Source organism: Marinobacter sp. DUT-1, from assembly GCF_050379415.1.
Taxonomy (GTDB): domain Bacteria; phylum Pseudomonadota; class Gammaproteobacteria; order Pseudomonadales; family Oleiphilaceae; genus Marinobacter.
The window spans coordinates 161,782-179,606 of sequence record NZ_JBNRLS010000004.1 but is presented as its reverse complement, the minus strand read 5'-3'; the positions used below and the strand labels follow the sequence as shown (position 1 = coordinate 179,606).

Sequence of the window (17,825 nt, the reverse complement as noted above, 5' to 3'; positions counted from 1 at the left end):
TATGGTTAAGGAGTCTTTCTTTTTCACGGCAACCGTGTAGTCACGTTTGTTCTGGATCTGGAAAGGAGGGGTGGTTTTGCCTCAAGTTGCGTCGAACCAGCGTCTGACCAATCTGCGGGAACGGAGAATGCCCGCGTCTGAGCGGTATATGGCGGAACTGCTGACCGAGGCTGGTATACGCCTCGATGGTCAGTCTCCGTGGGATATGCGGCTCAATGCGCCCGGCGTCGCCGACCGGGTGTTTGCCCGGGGCAACCTGGGGCTTGGTGAAAGTTACATGGATGGCGACTGGGACTGTGACCGGCTCGACGAATTCTTTCATCGGCTGCTCCGGGCGGGCCTGCACCACAAGGTGCGGCCTTCGCGGGTCATGTTTCATGCCCTCAAGGCGAGATTGCTCAACCGCCAGAATGTACGGCGTTCCTGGCAGGTAGGGGAGCAGCACTACGATCTGGGCAACGAGTTCTATGGCGCCATGCTCGACTCCCGAATGACTTACACCTGTGGTTACTGGGAAAACGCCAGTAACCTGGAGCAGGCGCAGGAAGCAAAGCTCGACCTGATCTGCCGGAAGCTCAAGCTGGAACCGGGAATGCGGGTGCTGGACATCGGCTGCGGATGGGGCAGCTTCATGAGCTACGCCGCCGAGCACTTCGGGGTGGAGTGTGTCGGGTTGACCATCTCGAAGGAACAGACCGCCTGGGCCCGTGACCGTTATCCGGACCTGCCGCTGGAGTTCCGTCTACAGGATTACCGGGAAGTGAATGAGAAGTTTGACCGGGTGGTCAGTGTTGGCATGTTCGAACATGTCGGGCGCAGGAACTACCGCACGTACATGGATGTGGCCCATCGCTGCCTGAAGGATGACGGCCTGTTCCTGCTGCATACCATTGGCAGCAATAGCCGGTCCGGTGGCTCCGATCCCTGGATCGACAGGTACATCTTTCCCAACGGGGAGCTGCCTTCGCTGAGCCACGTCAGCAACGCGGTCGACAACCTGTTTGTGGTAGAAGACCTGCACAACTTCGGCGCCGACTATGACCGGACACTGATGGCCTGGTACGACAACTTCAAGGCTGCCTGGCCAGAGTTCCGGGAGCAGCTCGGCAAGCGCTTCTATCGGATGTGGGAGTATTACCTGCTGTCCTGCGCCGGGGCCTTCCGGGCCCGGGATATCCAGCTATGGCAGTGGGTGTTGTCGAAAAATGGCCTGGAAGGTGGTTATCGCCGGGTGAGCTGAAGACCGGCGCTCAGGCGACATTACCGGCAGCAACGCCGGACGCCCAGGCCCACTGGAAATTGTGGCCGCCCAGATGGCCGGTGACATCCACCACTTCCCCGATAAAATACAAGTTCGGCCGGTCCAGGACCGCCATGGTCTTTGACGAGAGCTGGCGGGTGTCGATGCCGCCAAGGGTGACTTCGGCTGTGCGGTAACCCTCTGTGCCGGCGGGCTTGATGGTCCAGTCTCCCAGGTTGTTTGCCACCTGTTCGATATCGGCGTTCTTGTATTCCTGCAGCGGGCCGGACCAGCCGTGGAGTTCGTTGAAAGCGCTGGCAAAGCGTTTCGGAAGGTACTCCGCCAGATACTGGGCGACGGTGGTGCGCGGTTTCTGCTTGCGCAGGCCCATCAGGTCGTCTTCGATCCGGCGCATTGGCAACAGGTTGATGCTGATGTCATCCCCCGGATACCAGTAACTGGAAATCTGCAGCATGGCCGGGCCACTCAGGCCCCGGTGGGTGACCAGCATGGGTTCCCGGAAATGCTGACGGTTGCATTCGGCATCCACCGGGCAGCTGATCCCGGCCAGCGGTGCCAGCTGGGTTTTCAGCTCCGGCTGGAGCGTGAAAGGCACCAGGCCGGCACGGGTGGGGAGCACCTCCAGGCCGAATTGCCGGGCTATCTCGTATCCGAAGCCGGTCGCGCCCATGGTCGGGATTGAGAGCCCGCCGGTGGCAATCACCAGGGATTTGCAGGTAAGTGCGCCACTGCCGGTTTTCAGGCGATAGCCCTCCCCGGTCTCACTGACGGAAGTGACGGCGGTTTTCAGCCGGATTTCGGCCCCCGCCCATTCGCATTCGGTCAGCAGCATGTTCAGGATGTCCTTGGCGCTGTCCCGGCAGAACAGCTGACCTGCGGCTTTCTCCTCGTGCTCGATACCGTGGCGATCCACCAGTTCCAGGAAATCCTGGGGCGTATAACGCTTCAATGCCGAAATGCAGTAGTGGGGGTTATCGGACAGGAAATTGGCCGGTGTGCTGTTCAGGTTGGTGAAATTGCAGCGTCCGCCGCCGGACATGAGGATTTTTTTCCCGGGCTTGTTAGCGTGGTCCACCACGAGTACCCGGCGCCCCCGGTAGCCTGCAGTCGCGGCACACATGAGCCCGGCAGCACCGGCGCCGATGATGATTACGTCGTAGTGGGATGCCGAGGATGCTGTCATTACTGCCCGCCGGTGTGAGTGAACGGCGGGCAGTATACCAGTCTCAGGGCAGGTGTACGGAACCTTCCATGTAGAACGCGGCCTGGCCGGCGATATCGATGCGGTCGCCCTTCAGTTCACAGCGCAACAGGCCACCCCGGGCTGACAGCTGCTTTGCCTTAAGGGAGGACTTGCCCAGTTGCTGTGCCCAGTAGGGCACCAGCACACTGTGGATGGAGCCGGTCACCGGATCTTCGTCGATGCCCGCGCCGGGTGCAAAATAGCGGCTGACAAAGTCGCAGTCCTCGCCCCGGGCAGTGACGATCAGCCCCTGGTTGCCGAGGGTCTTGAGTTTGCGAAGATCGGGCTCGGCCGACCGGACGGCCGCTTCGTTTTCCAGCACCACCATGTAGTTGGTGTCGTTGGGCACGTAGAAGGCGGTCTCCGGCGCACCCTCGAGGGCCTCGTGGATAATGTCCGGTGTCTGGCGTTGTTCGGAGGCCAGGTTGGGGAAGTCGAGCACCAGCCAGTCCCTGTCCCTGCGAACACCCAGATGACCACTCCTGGACTGCAGGGTGATCTTCTCTCCAGCCCAGTCCAGCTTGTTGAAGATGACCCAGGCACTGGCCAGCGTGGCATGGCCGCACAGGGGCACTTCCACCGTGGGCGTGAACCAGCGAATGTGGAAGTCGGCTTCATCCGATTCCGGCAGCCGGACCAGGAAGGCAGTTTCGGACAGGTTGTTCTCCATCGCCAGGGCCCGGAGGGTGTCATCCGGCAACCAGCTCTCCAGGGGCATGACGGCGGCCGGATTGCCGCCAAAAATGCGGTCGGTGAAAGCGTCAACCTGATAGATCGGGTGCATCATGGGTTTGTCTCCTCGAGTGCTCGTTCAGCGTAATCATGGGCCTTGTACCTGGCAAACTGCTCCAGCTCTCCCTCGCTGTAAAGGTGCACTTCCGTCAGCAGCTGTCCGAGGGTCAGAATCCAGTGGCCGAGGGTTGGCTGGTTGATGGAGAACCCGAGGTCTCGCAGCCATTTCAGGGTAACCTCCGGCCGGACAGTACCCAAAGGCAGACTGGGTGTTGCCAGCCCAAGGATATCCTTGCGCGTTGGGGCAGGAACGTCCGGGAGCAGGACAGGTACAACTGAATGTCGGGTAAGAACAGTGGCGGATCCCATGGTGAAACTCCTTCTTCAATGAGCTTGTCATCATTGTCCTGCTTCGCTGACAGGCATAACAGATTCAGTTAATCTGTTTTTGAACCGATACAGATTGCTCTGCGGACTGTCTGTACTGGTCCATTTCCCGCCGATCTGTACTGCCCTGTTGCAGCACAGGTCTGGTGCAATAGGAGAGGAGCCAGAAAGCCGGGAGGGAGACAGTATGGGCGTTCTATACAGCCAGGTGGCAGATCAGCTGCAGGCGCTGATCCAGGAAGGAGTGTACCGGGAAGGCGACCGGTTGCCCGGTGTACGGGTATTGGGCCGCCAGTTCGGAGTGTCGATTTCGACGGTATTGCAGGCCCACCAGACCCTGGAGGCACGAGGGTACCTGGAAGCCCGGGAGCGCAGCGGCTATTTTGTGCGCCTGCCGGTCCAGGATGTGCCCGAACCCAGGATGCCAAAGCACCGGAGCCGGCCGGTCCCGGTGACCGCCCGGGAAATGACCCTGGATCTGTGTGCCGATGAACAGAAACGCATGGTGCCTCTGGCCACAGCCATTCCCCACCCGGATTACCTGCCTCTGCGCCAGATCCAGCAAAGTACGCTTTGGGCGGCACGAAGGGGTCTGGAAACCCTGGATTACGCTTTTCCCGGCAAGGAATCGTTCCGCCGACAGATTGCCCAGCGCATGGCTACCATCGGTGTGCCGGTTACGCCGGATGATATCCTGGCAACCAACGGGGCGCAGGAAGCGATCATCCTGGCTCTGCGGGCGGTGACCCAGCCGGGGGACATCGTGGCGGTGGAATCGCCGTCGTTCCCCGGTATTCTCCAGGCGCTGGAGGTAGTGGGCTTGCGGGTCATTGAAGTCCCCACCCACCCCTCGGAAGGCCTGAGCCTCGAGGGCCTTGAGCTGGCCCTGGATCAGTGGCCCCTGAAAGCCTGTGTGGTGGTGACCAACCACAGCAATCCCATGGGCGCGCGCATGTCCGATGAGCGCAAGAAGCAGCTGGTGTCCATGCTGGCGGCGGCCGACGTGCCCCTGATCGAGGATGATATCTACGGCGACCTGTACCACACCGGTGAACGGCCCCGGCCCGCCAAGGCCTTCGACCGGGCTGACAACGTGATCTATTGCAGTTCCTTTTCCAAGACCATTTCCCCGGGCCTGCGCCTGGGCTGGATGATCCCCGGCCGTCACATGGCCAGCGCCCGCCAGCACAAGTACTTCGTGAATCTGGCAACCTCCTCCATTCCCCAGCTGGCGGTTGCCCACTTTCTGGAACAGGGCGGCTATGACCGGTACCTGCGCTCCGCCCGACAGCACTACCGGGAAGCGACCGAGCGCATGCGATCGGCGGTAGCCCGCTCCTTCCCGGAAGGGACCGCGGTGAGTCGGCCCCAGGGCGGGTTTGTACTCTGGGTGCAGCTACCGGAGGGGGTGTCCGGAACGGGGGTGTACCAGCGGGCCAGGGCAGAGAATATCAATGTGGCTCCCGGGCTGATGTTCTCCACCACCAACAAGTTCGATAACTGCCTTCGCCTGAACGGCGGGAACCCCTGGACCGGCACCATCGAAAAGGCCGTCGCCAGGCTCGGTGCGCTGGTTCACGAGGAGGCGGCGCGCTAGCTCTCGCGGCGCAGATCCAGGGGATCAACGAGCCCTGCCGCAATGGCGATGCCGGTCACATCCGGTAGCCGTTCGGCGCCCAGACGTTTCATGACCCGGGCCCGGTACAGGTCGATGGTCTTGACGCTGACCCCCAGCTGATCGGCAATCTCACGGCTGGTATACCCCTGCGCCAGAGGCAGGAAGACATCCCGCTCCCGGCGGGTGAAGGTATCGATCAGTGCCTCGGTGCGGGCATTGCCATGGAAACGCTGCCCGCTTTGCCGCTCCTGGAGAGCCTGCTGGACGCTGTCGAGCAGCAGCTGCTCGTTGAACGGCTTTTCGATGAAGTCGAAAGCACCGGATTTGAAAGCCCGGACCACGATAGGTACGTCCGCATGGCCGGAGACAAAAATGATCGGCACCTCCAGTCCCCGTTTCTGCAGCTCCTCCTGGACGTTGAGGCCACCGAGCCCGGGCATCCGCACATCCAGCACGACACAGCCGGCGCTGGTATGCCCTAGCGCATCCAGGAATTTCCGGCCGTCGCTGTAGGCCTCAACTCTCAGTCCCACGGACTCAAGCAGCCACTGGGTCGACTCGAGCATGCCGGCATCGTCGTCGACCACGTAGACGGTGGTGGGCTGGTTACTGGGTGATTCAGTCATTCCGGGAAATCTCCGTTGTTATCGTCTTGTTCTTGTTTCCGCTGGCGGGGAAGCGGCAGGTGAGGGTAAGGCCACCGGTCTTCGCGGGCCGGGCATCCAGGAAGCCGCCAAAACCTTCGATAATGGAGCGGCTCATGGAAAGGCCAAGCCCGAGACCCTGGGGCTTGCTGGTATAGAAGGGCTGAAACATCTGGCGAATTTCCTGCTCGCCCAGTCCGGCGCCCTGGTCGGTGACCTCGATCAGCGTCTCATTCCGGTCATTGATACAGGTAGTCAGGGTAAGCTCGGCCGGGCCTCCCTGGTCAGTGCTGCCCGTTTGCCGGGACTCGACGGTGGCTTCGATCCCGTTGCGGATGAGATTGATCAGGACTTGCTCAAGTAACACGGGATCGGCGGTTATCACCGGGGCAGCATCACACAACCGCTCCCGGATCCTGACCCGGTTCTTGTCTGCTTCCCACTGGCACAGGCGGGCCACATTGCTGACCACGTCATTGACGAAAATCGGGGCAGTCCGTTTCTGGCCCTTGCGCAGGAAAGCCCGGAGCCGCTTGATCACTTCCGAGGCCCGGTTGGCGTGGTGAACGATCTTCTGCAGGCCGTCGTCCACCCGGTCCAGGCATTCGGGATTGCTTCGCGCATTCTTCAGGTACCGCTGACTGGCGCTGGCAAAGTTCACAATGGTGGCCAGTGGCTGGTTCATCTCGTGGGCGATGCTGGAGGCCAGTTCGCCCAGGGTCGCCAACCGCGCGGCATGAGCCAGTTCGTCCGCCAGCCGCCGGTTGCTTTCCTCGGATTCCACCCGGGCGGTAATGTCCCGGGACACGCTGATGACTTCCACCACCGCACCGGTGTAGGTCTCGCGGATAGCGCGGCTGGCAATCTCGAACCAGCGCTTGCTGCCGTCCCGGTGCAGGATTTCCAGGGTCATGGTGGCGTAGCCGTCGTCCCGCAGGCGGTTACGGGCTTCCACCAGCTGCTCGACCACGTGATCGCCCCGGAACACCTCTTCCAGCGGCTTGCCCCGAAGCTCCTCGGGCCAGTACCCCAGCAATCGCCACGACGCCGGCGTTGCATCGATGAACCGACCGTCCGGGGCGTGGCGGGAGATCAGATCGGTGGTGTTTTCGGTAATCAGCCGGTACAGACGGTTGGACTGCACGGCCTGCTCCCGGGTGCGAACTTCCTCGGTGGCATCCCGCCCCCGGAGCAGTACCTGATTGCCGTCCTGATCCGGTATCAACGTCCAGAGCAGAATGTGGCCGGGTATCCGGGATTCGACATTCTCGATGGCCCGGTTCTGCTGAAGCGTAGAATGCACCAGGGCCTCTGTGTTCACCGGCAGCAGGTCCGCCGCACTTTCCAGGCCGGCACTGCTGACCAGATTGATGGCACTGAGGCTGGCCTTGAGCAGGGCAGCGTCCCGGTCAAGAATCAAACCGGGTTGCGGGTCGGCGTCCGGCAAACTAAATACCGTATCAGGGGGAAAGTCGGTCATATCATCGTTGTTATAGTATCAATACTATAATACCTTGGTGTAGTTTCTAGTATTTGTAACATCAAATACCATTTTGACCAGCGTGAATTATAGCCAGATTAGCGATTTTCCTGAATACGCCATAAGAACAACAGAGCTTCAAGAGGAACCCGTCATGACCTCGATTTTTGACCAGGGCCTGGCGCCCGTCGATGCCAACTACGCCGTTCAGTCGCCGATTGATTTCATCGAGCGTACCGCGAGTGTTTATCCGGAGTACCCGGCCATCATTCACGGCGCGATCCGTTACAACTGGGCACAAACCTACGAGCGCTGCCGTCGCCTGGCCTCGGCCCTGCAGGGGCGAGGGATCGGTCGTGGCGATACCGTCGCCGTGATGCTGCCGAATATCCCCGCGATGGTGGAATGCCACTTCGGTGTGCCCATGATCGGCGCCGTGCTCAATACCCTGAACGTGCGCCTGGACGCCGACGCCATCGCCTTCATGCTCGAGCATGGAGAAGCCAAGGTAGTGATTGCCGATCGCGAGTTCGGTCAGGTCATCAAGGATGCTGTCCGTCACCTGGAGCACAAGCCGCTGGTCATTGATGTGGATGACCCGGAGTATGGTGAAGGCGTGCAGGTCAGCGACCTTGATTACGAGGCGTTCCTGCAGGAGGGTGACCCGCAGTTCCAGTGGAGCTTCCCCGAAAATGAGTGGGACGCGGTTTCCCTGAACTACACCTCCGGTACCACCGGCAACCCCAAGGGCGTGGTCTATCACCACCGCGGCGCCTACCTCAATGCGTTGGGCAACCAGGCCGTCTGGTCCATGGACATGCATCCGGTCTATCTGTGGACCCTCCCGATGTTCCATTGCAACGGCTGGTGTTTCCCCTGGACCGTTACCGCCATGGCTGGCACCCACGTTTGCCTGCGCCGGGTCGACCCGGAGAAGATCCTGCAGCTGATCCGCGATCACCAGGTCACCCACATGTGCGGTGCGCCGATCGTTCTGAACGCGCTGCTCAATGCGCCGGCAGCGGCCAAGGCCGGGATCGATCACGAAGTGAAATCCATGACCGCCGGTGCGGCGCCCCCCGCCCAGGTGATCGGGGCGGTCGAGGAAATGGGTATCAAGGTGACCCACGTTTACGGTCTGACCGAAGTGTACGGCCCGGTGACCGTGTGTGCCTGGAAATCCGAGTGGGATGAGCTTCCGCTGCATGACCGTGCCCGGAAAAAGGCACGCCAGGGCGTTCGCTACCATACCCTGGCCGGCACCATGGTCGGTGATCCCAACACCATGGAACCTGTGCCCAAAGACGGCAAGACCATCGGTGAGATCTTCCTGCGCGGCAATACCGTGATGAAGGGCTACCTGAAGAACCCGAGCGCCACCGAAGAGGCCTTCCGTGGTGGCTGGTTCCACACCGGTGACCTGGCGGTCTGGCACGAGGACGGTTACCTGGAAATCAAGGACCGCCTCAAGGACATCATTATTTCCGGTGGTGAGAACATCTCCACCATCGAGGTGGAAGATACCCTGTACCGCCATCCGGCCGTGCTGGAAGCGGCGGTGGTTGCCCGTCCGGACGAGAAGTGGGGCGAGACTCCCTGCGCCTTCATTACCCTGAAGCCGGAAGCTGGCGAGGTCAGCGAAGAGGACATTATCACCTTCTGCCGCGAGCATCTGGCCCGCTTCAAGGTGCCGAAAACGGTCGTCTTCACGGAGCTGCCCAAGACCTCCACGGGCAAGATCCAGAAGTTCGTGCTGCGGGATCAGGCCAAAGAGCTGGACTAATCCTCTGACCGGCTGCGCCAGCCCGGCGCAGTCGGTACGTTACCACAAAAACAACACCATCAGGCACACGCCGCCCGCGTGGGGCCGGAGACCTTTTTATGCAAATGTGCCATCGAAAGAACGGCGAAGAGCAGCCGTATTGGCCCGCTGGCCCCTTCAAGATCCGCCTTCCGTTTGTCCATTACCGCTGGGAATTCGCGGAAATGGTCCAGGCCCTGATCATGTTCGTGGTCAGCCTGGCAATGATTCCCCTGCTTGAGAAATACCTTGGCGTGCCCTACGACGTGGCGCTGGCCTACGTGGTCATCTGTGGTGTCGGTTTCATGCTTCCGGCGCTTCTGGGAGTGCCGCTGGTACCGGGCTGGATTACCCCGGGTATTCCCGTGGTGCTGTTGTTCCTCGGCGATTATGAGCCGGGCCCCGAAGCCATCCAGGCATTGTTTGCGCTGCAATTCCTGGTGTTCATTATCTTCCTGGTTCTGGGCATTACCCGTCTGGGCAGCAAGCTGGTGGAGCTGATTCCCCGGTCCATGAAAGGCGGGATCATCATCGGTGCCGGTATTGCGGCCCTGATGGGTGAAATCGAGGCTGGCGGGCGTCTTGCTAATACCCCGATCTCTCTGATCATTGGTGGCCTGGTGTGCCTGTACCTGATGTTCTCCGTGTCGTTCAAGGGCTTTGTAGAAAGCAATTCAATCGCCCGCAAGATCGCCAACTACGGCATGGTGCCGGGCATGGTGGTTGCGATCATAGTGGGCTTTGTCACTGGCGAGTACGCGGTACCTGAAGTTGAGTGGGGCATCACCAAGCCGGCATTTGACGAGCTGTGGAATTATCTGCCGTTTGCGGTTGGTTTCCCGGATTCCAGCGTGTTCCTGTACGCCATTCCGACCGCTGTGATTGCCTACGTTATTGCTTTCGGTGACATCGTGGTGGGTCAGTCCCTGATGAGCCGTGTCGACCACCTGCGCAAAGACGAAGATATCGACAACAGCATTGATCGGGTACACCTTGTAACCGCGCTCCGGAATGGTGGCCACGCCTTCTTTGCGCCTTATCCCGGCCTGGCAGGCCCTATCTGGACGGCAGTGACCGCCACTATGGCCGAGCGCTATAAGTACGGCCGCAATGCCATGGACTCCATCTACAGCGGTGGCGGCACCTTCTGGATTACCGGTTTCATTGCCCTGTTTATCCTGCCACTGGTGAGTTTCTTCCAGCCGGTACTGCCCATCGCCTTGTCCCTGACCCTGTTGCTGACCGGTTATATCTGCCTGATGGTTGGTCTGGAGCAGCTGGAGAACAACACCGAGCGCGGTATCGCGGGCACCATGGGTGTGGTGCTGGCGGTCTATGGCGCAGGCTGGGGCCTGGCGACCGGCGCGGTGCTGTATTTCCTGATCGAGCGTACCAAGCTGCTTGGCTTTACCGCAGACCCCGAAGCCCCGGGCGTTCGCGCGGCAGAAGAACACTGAACCGGCTGCCTCCGTGCATCGCGGAGGCAGTCTTCCCCTCTGTGTGTCCTTGGGAGGTATCGGCCTGGCCATACCTCCCTTTTTTGTTCCTTCCCGCTATCGGCGACATTGTCATTTAATGACAAAGTGTCAGTTATTTTCGCTGGGTGCCTTCCTTCGGTTTTGTGATCGGGTTTAAACTGAGTCTCTGGTTACGTTTTGTCCGTTGTTGATTGCATAACAAAAACATTACCGACAACAGGAGGCCACCATGTCAGTCAGCTCGACCCCGGAAGGGGTGTCTGTCTCACCCCGGCACATCCATTTCGATGTCAGCGAGGACCTGAAATCCTTCTGGCATGGCAATGACGCCTTCCGCACCGCCTTTTTCAATGCGTTGTCGCTCCAGTTTCCCGATGGCGAGCAGCAGTTCATCAATGCCGTGAGGCTTTACCGCGACAGGATTGAGGATCCCAAGCTCAAGCAGGAGATCAGGGGCTTTATCGGCCAGGAGGCGCTGCACAGTCGCGAGCACAAGAACTACAACGAGGCGCTTAAGGCCCGGGGCTATGACATTGATGCAATTGACCAGCGCTTCCTGAAGCACATGGAGTGGGTCGGCAATTTGCCCCCGAGCCGGCAGCTGGCGGGCACCTGTGGCGCCGAGCACTACACGGCGGTCCTGGCCAATGCCATCCTGAAGAACCCGGAGTGGATGGAGGGCGCCACGCCCGCCATGAAGCAGCTGTGGCGCTGGCATGCCATCGAGGAAACAGAGCACAAGTCGGTCGCATTCGATGTCTACCGGGCCTGTGTGGGCAATGAGCGCCTGCGCCGGATCGTGTTCCTGTTCGTGACCTGGAATTTCTGCAAGTACACCTTTCTGAATACCTGCAGCCTGCTGCGTACCGATGGCAAGCTCTGGAGCGTTCGAACCTGGCTGGGTGGGCTGAATTTCCTGTGGGGGAAGCCGGGGGTCATCCGCCAGTGCCTGCCCGAGTTCCTGGCCTACCTGCGCAAGGACTTCCACCCCTGGCAACAGGATAACCGGCGGCTGCTCGACGAGAATCTGCAGGAGTTGGAAGGTCTGGATGCACCGAGCTGAGCGGGTACTGAAATTCCACCCCGCTTATGTAAAACTTGGCGACTCAAAATAACGACAAAATAAAGGGCGTTCCCGTTGAGGAATGGCCCGCAGCTGGAGAGTCTCACCATGCGAGTAGGTTTGATCGTCGATTCCGCGTGTGATCTGCCCTATGAGTTCAGTCGCAAGCACGACCTCTTTATCCTCCCCGTGACTGCTGTCATCGACGGCCAAACCTACATCGACGAACACGACCCGGTGCGCACCCAGGAGTTTTACCAGAGCGGGCTGCTGCAGAAAGGGCATCATGCCGAGACCCAGGCCTTCACCGAGGAGCAGATCCATGATCTGTTCATGGAGAAAATCGTCACCCAGTTCGACGTGGCCATCTGTGAAACCGTCACCCGCAGCCGCAGCCTGATTTTTGAGAACGCCACCAAGGCGATGAACAGTGTCCTGGCCAACTACGAGAAGGCCCGGGCTGCCGCCGGCCGGGAGGGCAAGTTCTCCATGCGGGTGATCGACAGCAAGCAGATCTTTGCCGGCCAGGGGCTGCTTGCCGCTCATACCCTGAGACTGATCGGTCAGAAACTCTCCAAGAACGCCCTGCGCCATGAGGTGGAGTCCTTCACCGACAAGATCTATACCTGTGTTATCCCCAGGGATCTGCACTACATCCGCGAGCGTGCCCGCCGCCGTGGCGACAAGAGCATCTCGGCCCTTGTCGCTTTCCTGGGCAAGGCACTCAACATCACGCCGGTGATTTTCGGGCAGGGCGCCGAGGGTCAGCCGGTAGCGAAAACCCGGAACTTTGACGTGGCCGTGGAGAAGGTCATGAACTACGCGGCGGCGCGGGTCGATGCAGGCCTGCTGACGCCCTACGTCAGTCTGTCCTGCGGCCTGACCTGGACTGAAATCGAAGATCTGCCCGGTCTGAACCGGTTGCGGGAGGCCTGTGAGCGTAATGGCGTCGAGTTGCTGCTGTCCCAGATGGGGATCACCAGCAGCATCTATGTCGGTCCGGGCAGTCTGTGTCTCGCCCTGGCGGCAGACCCTCATACCTTCAACGATTTCCAGTAACTGCGGGCACGGGCCTGTCGATGCTTCCTCAGCTGCTTGGCCTGTCCGCATCCGTGATTCCGTAATTTGGGCAAACCCCCGGATGCCGGCTTCGTGTTAGCCTCGGGGTTGCTGTTTCCATCGCCCACAAGGATTGAACCTACCATGACCAAGTCCGCTGGCACTCTGGCCGACCGGCTGTACGAAGAGCATGTCCGCCATGAGATGGCCGCCCTGAAGGGGGCGAAGCTGAAGAAATTCCTGGAGCGGGAGCTGGACGAGCTGCTCGACCATGCCGGACGGATCACCCTGAACCGGGTAGCCAGTATTGATCAGGTGATGGGCGTGATCGAGCGCGTCGTCGTCGACATGGAACTGGATGCCGGCATCCCCGAGCTGGCGGCCGAGATGGCGACGGAGGTCATGAACTCGCCGGTCCAGGCCGAAACCACACTGGGGGAAATCATCTCCCGGGAGCAGGCCACCGGATTCCTGGAGGAGGCTCTTGAGCTGCGCCAGCAGCGGGAACGGGTCATCAGCGAGATCATGGCCCATCCGGTCTACCAGGAACTGGTGTCCAATGTGGTCTATCACGGGCTGGTCAATTACCTGTACGAAGACAACCTGATTGCCCGCTCCGTGCCCGGGGTGGGCTCCATGATGAAGTTTGGTAAGAAGGTGGCCAACCGGGCGGTGCCGGGCCTGGATGAGACTTTTGAACGGCGGATCAAGGCCTGGCTCGCGGACAGCCTGCCCGGCCTGATCGCCCGCAGCGAAGCATTCCTGCACCGGGCGCTCAGCGATGACGAACTCCGGGACAGCGTGATGGCCGCCTGGGTGGCGGTGGAAGACAAGACCATCGCCGAGCTCCGCGAAGGGCTGGGCGATGTCGAGTTGCAGGAGTTCGTGGTCCTTGGCTATGAATTCTGGTTGGAGTTCCGCAGGACTGGTTATTTTGAAGGCTGTGCCCGGGCTGTAGTGGAGCACCTGTTCGCCAAGTATGGCGACCGGCCGGTGACGGACCTGCTGAATGATGTGGGGGTGACCCGCGAGGTGATTCGCACGGAAATCGAAGCCTACGGGATTCCGGTTATGGACGTTCTGCGGGAAGAGGGCTATCTTGAGGCCCTTGTCCGGCGCAGACTTTCCTCATTCTATCGTTCTGCGGCGGCGAAGAAATTGCTGACCGGGGAAGACTAGGATAAGCCCCCGGTAACTGGGGGTAGCGTGTTTCCTGACCTGATCTGGACCTATCTGATTGCCATAACCTTGTTGACCATTACGCCGGGTGTGGACACCTTGCTGGTGTTGCGTAATACCGGTCGGGGGGGTCTGAAAGACGGTTGCGTCACCAGCGTGGGTATCTGTAGCGGCCTGTTCATCCACGCCACACTCTCCGCGCTGGGTATTTCCATCCTGTTGGTCGAGACGGCGTGGGCCTTTAACGCGCTGAAGTGGCTCGGTGCTCTGTACCTGGTGTGGCTTGGCATCGGTTCCCTGCGCCAGGCGTTCCGGGGCAGGGTGGAAGCCGCCCCGGTCCAGGTTCGGGAAGCGCGAACCGTCAGTATGGCCGTGTCATTGCGGGAGGGGCTGCTGTCAAACGTCCTGAATCCCAAGACGGCGCTGTTCTATATGGCGTTGCTTCCCCAGTTCGTGGATCCGGCCGGTAACGCCTTCCAGCAGTCGCTGGTGCTGGCGGCCCTGCACTTTGTGCTGGCCATGGTGTGGCAATGCGGGCTGGCCTGGATCGTGGCCACCTTTCGTTATCTGCGTGCCAGTGCCCGACTTGGCCGGGCACTCAATACCCTCACTGGCGGGTTCTTCGTGGCCATGGGCGCAAAGCTCGCGACTACCTGAGCAGAGCGTCAGCGACCGACCAATAAAAAAGGGAAGCCTCAGCTTCCCTTTCTGATCCGCAACCGGAACTCAGCGCTCCAGGTATTGCAGTTTGTTGGGCTTGCCGTCCCATTCCTCGGCATCCGGCAGCGGATCTTTCTTCTCGGTGATGTTCGGCCACTTGGCGGCCAGCTCGGCGTTGATCTCCACGAACTGCTCCTGATCCGCCGGCAGCTCGTCCTCGGAGAAGATCGCTTCGGCCGGGCACTCGGGCTCACACAGTGCACAGTCGATGCACTCGTCCGGGTCAATTACCAGAAAGTTCGGGCCTTCATAGAAGCAGTCCACGGGGCAGACTTCCACGCAGTCCGTGTATTTGCACTTGATGCAGTTATCAGTAACGATAAAAGCCATAGTCAGATCCCTGGTCGTCGAGTGTTCAGTCTCATCAGGAGCCGGATAGTGCGAGCCCCTACCTTATATTTTAGTGCGCGATATTGTAGGGAGCGGTCCCTGAGGGGGCAAGCTTTCGCCTGCTATATCCTTATTACATAGGTCATTTCCGCGCAATTTTCCCGTTATTTATCCATTATATCCCGCAGCTCGTAAAGCCGGTTCAGGGCTTCTCGTGGCGTCAGGTCATCGAGGTCCAGCTTCCTGAGTGCTTGTTCCACGGCGCTGGGCTCGAGGCTGGCAAACATATCGCCCTGGAGCACGGGTTCGCTTACCGTCTGCCTGGCCCCGGTTTGGGGTGGCTCCGGTACCCGGTCAGTCATCGGGGCGCTGGGTGTCGCGCTGCCCTCGAGATGGGTCAGCTGCGCCTTGGCGTTGCGGATGACATCCTGGGGAACGCCCGCCAGTTGGGCGACCTGGAGGCCGTAGCTCTGGCTTGCCGGGCCATCATGAACGTTGTGCAGGAACACGATGCTGTCGTCGTGTTCGGTGGCGGTCAGGTGCACGTTGACCGCATGCTCCAGATCATCGGCCAGCTGGGTCAGTTCGAAGTAGTGGGTTGCGAAGAGGGTATAGCAGCGGATGTTCTTCGCCAGGTGCTCGGCGGTAGCCCAGGCCAGGGACAGGCCGTCAAAAGTGCTGGTACCCCGACCCACCTCGTCCATCAGCACCAGGCTGTGCTCGGTGGCGTTGTGCAGAATGTTGGCGGTTTCAGTCATTTCCACCATGAACGTGGAGCGGCCGCCGGCGATGTCATCGGAGGAGCCCATGCGGGTGAAAATCCGATCCACCGGCCCGAGCACCGCCCGGTTGGCGGGAACGAAGCTGCCGGTGTAGGCGAGCAGTGCAATCAGGGCCGCCTGACGCATATAGGTGGACTTACCGCCCATGTTCGGGCCGGTAATGACCAGCATTCGGCGCTTGGCGTCCATCAACAGATCGTTGGGCACAAACGGTTCGTCCAGCAGCTGCTCGACCACCGGGTGGCGGCCTTCCTCGATGTCAAAACCTGGTTGGTCCGTGAACTCGGGAGCGGCAAAACGCAGGGAGGTTGCCCGTTCGGCGAAGTTGCTCAAAACATCCAGCTCCGACAGGGCCTGGGCGGCATCCTGCAGCGGCGCCAGCTGCTCGGCGACGCTTTCGAGGACCTCATCGTACAGCGCCTTTTCCCGAGCCAGTGCCCGGCTCTTGGCGCTCAGGGCCTTGTCCTCGAATTCCTTCAGTTCCGGGGTGATGAAACGCTCGGCGTTTTTCAGGGTCTGCCGGCGGATGTAGTCCGCCGGTGCCTGGTCCGATTGCGCCCGGCTGATCTCGATGTAGTACCCATGAACCCGGTTGTAACCCACTTTCAGAGTGCTGATGCCGGTGCGTTCCTTTTCCCGGGTCTCCACATCCAGCAGGTACTGGCCAGCGTTTTCGCTGATGTTGCGCAGTTCGTCCAGTTCCTCGTCAAAGCCTTCCCGGATAACGCCGCCGTCCCGGATCACCACCGGTGGATTGTCGATGACGGCCCGTTCCAGCAGGTCGGCCAGCTCCGGATACTCACCGATGATGGTGGCCAGCTTGACCACGTGGTGGGAGTTCACCGGTTTCAGGGATTCCTGGAGTTCCGGCAGGGTCTGGAAAGCATCCCGGAGTCGTGCCAGGTCCCTGGGGCGTGCAGATCTCAGCGCCACCCGGGCCAGCACCCGTTCAATGTCGCCCACCTGCTTGAGCAGGTCATGGACCGGTTCGTAATGGAAGCCGTCGAGCAGGGCAGAGACCGCCTGCTGACGCTGGCGGACCACGTCCACGTCCCGGAGGGGGCGGTTCAGCCAGCGGCGCAGCTCGCGGCCCCCCATGGCGGTGGCGGAGCGGTCCATCACCCAGGCCAGGGTATGCTGGTGGCCGCCCATCAAGTTGGTGTCGATTTCCAGGTTGCGGCGGCTGGTGGCGTCGAGGATCACCGCCTCTTCCCGGCGCTCCCGGGTCAGTTTGCGGATGTGGGGCAGGGCGGTACGCTGGGTTTCTTTCGCGTATTGCAGCAGGCACCCGGCGGCGCAGATGGCCAGGTGCAGGTCTTCACAGCCGAAACCGGTGAGGTCGCGAACCTGCAGCTGCTGGGTAATCACCCGGTGTGCCGTGTCCCCTTCGAACAGCCAGGGACCCTGTCGTCGGATGCCGGTGAAACCTTCGAGGATCTCGCCGTAGGGAAAGTCCTCGCTGATCAGGATTTCCGCCGGGCGAAGGCGTTGCAGCTCGCCCTGGAGTGCTTCCAGCCCGTCCAGTTCCGAGACCGCAAAACGCCCGCTGGAAATATCCAGGGAGGCAAACCCGAACTGCTCCCGGTGGCTGTAGATGGCCACCAGCAGGTTGTCGCGCCGATCCTCGAGAAAGGCATCGTCGCTCAGTGTACCGGGCGTGACGATCCGGACCACCTGCCGCTCCACCGGTCCCTTGCTGGTCGCCGGATCGCCAATCTGTTCACAGATGGCGATGGATTGACCCGCCCGGACCAGACGGGCAATGTAACTCTCGGCAGAATGAAACGGCACACCGGCCATGGGAATCGGGTTGCCACCGGACTGGCCGCGGGCGGTCAGGGTGATGTCCAGGAATTCAGCGGCCTTCCGGGCGTCTTCATAGAACAGCTCGTAGAAATCCCCCATGCGGTAGAACACCAGCTCATTGGGATGCTCGCCCTTGATTTTCAGGTACTGCTGCATCATCGGGGTGTGCTTGGAGAGATCGGTCTGGGCTACTGACATGGATGGGTCCGGTTGCCTTGCTTTTGGATGAAGCCGTGAATTGT

General features: G+C 60.8%; 15 protein-coding genes. 8 read left to right on the top strand and 7 right to left on the bottom strand.

Annotated elements, in window-relative coordinates:
- Positions 1-127: 127 nt before the first annotated feature.
- The gene (gene cfa / locus ACQUTG_RS14005) at positions 128-1,240 is read left to right on the top strand and encodes a cyclopropane fatty acyl phospholipid synthase (protein ID WP_428919994.1); all 1,113 of its coding nucleotides are present in this window, start codon (positions 128-130) and stop codon (positions 1,238-1,240) included.
- Positions 1,241-1,250: 10 nt separating this feature from the next.
- Here cfa and ACQUTG_RS14000 read toward each other — a convergent pair whose 3' ends face one another.
- The 3 genes from ACQUTG_RS14000 to ACQUTG_RS13990 are packed head-to-tail and all read right to left on the bottom strand — an operon-like array spanning position 1,251 to position 3,605.
- Positions 1,251-2,444 carry an NAD(P)/FAD-dependent oxidoreductase gene (locus ACQUTG_RS14000; protein ID WP_428919993.1) on the bottom strand — a complete coding sequence of 398 codons (1,194 nt, stop codon included), beginning with the start codon at positions 2,442-2,444 and terminating at the stop codon, positions 1,251-1,253.
- A gap of 43 nt (positions 2,445-2,487) precedes the next feature.
- Positions 2,488-3,291: a PhzF family phenazine biosynthesis protein gene (locus tag ACQUTG_RS13995; protein WP_428919992.1), complete on the bottom strand. Its 804-nt coding sequence runs from the start codon at positions 3,289-3,291 to the stop codon at positions 2,488-2,490.
- Positions 3,288-3,605 carry a hypothetical protein gene (locus ACQUTG_RS13990; protein WP_428919991.1) on the bottom strand — a complete coding sequence of 106 codons (318 nt, stop codon included), beginning with the start codon at positions 3,603-3,605 and terminating at the stop codon, positions 3,288-3,290. The genes ACQUTG_RS13995 and ACQUTG_RS13990 overlap by 4 nt, the downstream gene beginning before the upstream one ends.
- A 205-nt stretch (positions 3,606-3,810) precedes the next feature.
- On the opposite strand from ACQUTG_RS13990, the gene ACQUTG_RS13985 reads away from it, so the two are divergent.
- Positions 3,811-5,220 (top strand): PLP-dependent aminotransferase family protein, encoded by a 1,410-nt coding sequence (locus ACQUTG_RS13985; RefSeq protein ID WP_428919990.1) that lies wholly within the window; start codon positions 3,811-3,813, stop codon positions 5,218-5,220.
- Here the strand turns inward: ACQUTG_RS13985 and ACQUTG_RS13980 are convergent.
- Entirely contained in the window at positions 5,217-5,867 is a 651-nt protein-coding gene (locus tag ACQUTG_RS13980; RefSeq protein ID WP_428919989.1) for a response regulator transcription factor, read from the bottom strand. The genes ACQUTG_RS13985 and ACQUTG_RS13980 overlap by 4 nt on opposite strands.
- Positions 5,860-7,365 carry a sensor histidine kinase gene (locus ACQUTG_RS13975; RefSeq protein WP_428919988.1) on the bottom strand — a complete coding sequence of 502 codons (1,506 nt, stop codon included), beginning with the start codon at positions 7,363-7,365 and terminating at the stop codon, positions 5,860-5,862. The genes ACQUTG_RS13980 and ACQUTG_RS13975 overlap by 8 nt, the downstream gene beginning before the upstream one ends.
- A 154-nt stretch (positions 7,366-7,519) precedes the next feature.
- On the opposite strand from ACQUTG_RS13975, the gene ACQUTG_RS13970 reads away from it, so the two are divergent.
- From ACQUTG_RS13970 to ACQUTG_RS13945, 6 genes are all read left to right on the top strand, one after another.
- On the top strand, positions 7,520-9,148 hold the full coding sequence (locus ACQUTG_RS13970; protein ID WP_428919987.1) for an acyl-CoA synthetase: 1,629 nt from the start codon (positions 7,520-7,522) through the stop codon (positions 9,146-9,148).
- 98 nt (positions 9,149-9,246) lie between these two features.
- On the top strand, positions 9,247-10,623 hold the full coding sequence (locus ACQUTG_RS13965; RefSeq protein WP_428919986.1) for a solute carrier family 23 protein: 1,377 nt from the start codon (positions 9,247-9,249) through the stop codon (positions 10,621-10,623).
- Between the two features lie 250 nt (positions 10,624-10,873).
- Complete coding sequence (locus ACQUTG_RS13960) at positions 10,874-11,707, top strand: metal-dependent hydrolase (protein ID WP_428919985.1); 834 nt, start codon at positions 10,874-10,876, stop codon at positions 11,705-11,707.
- 108 nt (positions 11,708-11,815) lie between these two features.
- Positions 11,816-12,766, top strand: coding sequence for a DegV family protein (locus ACQUTG_RS13955; protein ID WP_428919984.1), 951 nt, complete (start codon positions 11,816-11,818; stop codon positions 12,764-12,766).
- Positions 12,767-12,910: 144 nt separating this feature from the next.
- Positions 12,911-13,945 (top strand): hypothetical protein, encoded by a 1,035-nt coding sequence (locus ACQUTG_RS13950; protein WP_428919983.1) that lies wholly within the window; start codon positions 12,911-12,913, stop codon positions 13,943-13,945.
- A gap of 27 nt (positions 13,946-13,972) precedes the next feature.
- Positions 13,973-14,602: a LysE family translocator gene (locus ACQUTG_RS13945; RefSeq protein WP_428919982.1), complete on the top strand. Its 630-nt coding sequence runs from the start codon at positions 13,973-13,975 to the stop codon at positions 14,600-14,602.
- 69 nt (positions 14,603-14,671) lie between these two features.
- Here ACQUTG_RS13945 and fdxA read toward each other — a convergent pair whose 3' ends face one another.
- Complete coding sequence (fdxA, locus tag ACQUTG_RS13940; protein ID WP_239039160.1) at positions 14,672-14,995, bottom strand: ferredoxin FdxA; 324 nt, start codon at positions 14,993-14,995, stop codon at positions 14,672-14,674.
- Positions 14,996-15,159: 164 nt separating this feature from the next.
- Positions 15,160-17,781, bottom strand: coding sequence for a DNA mismatch repair protein MutS (mutS, locus tag ACQUTG_RS13935; protein WP_428919981.1), 2,622 nt, complete (start codon positions 17,779-17,781; stop codon positions 15,160-15,162).
- Positions 17,782-17,825: the final 44 nt, after the last annotated feature.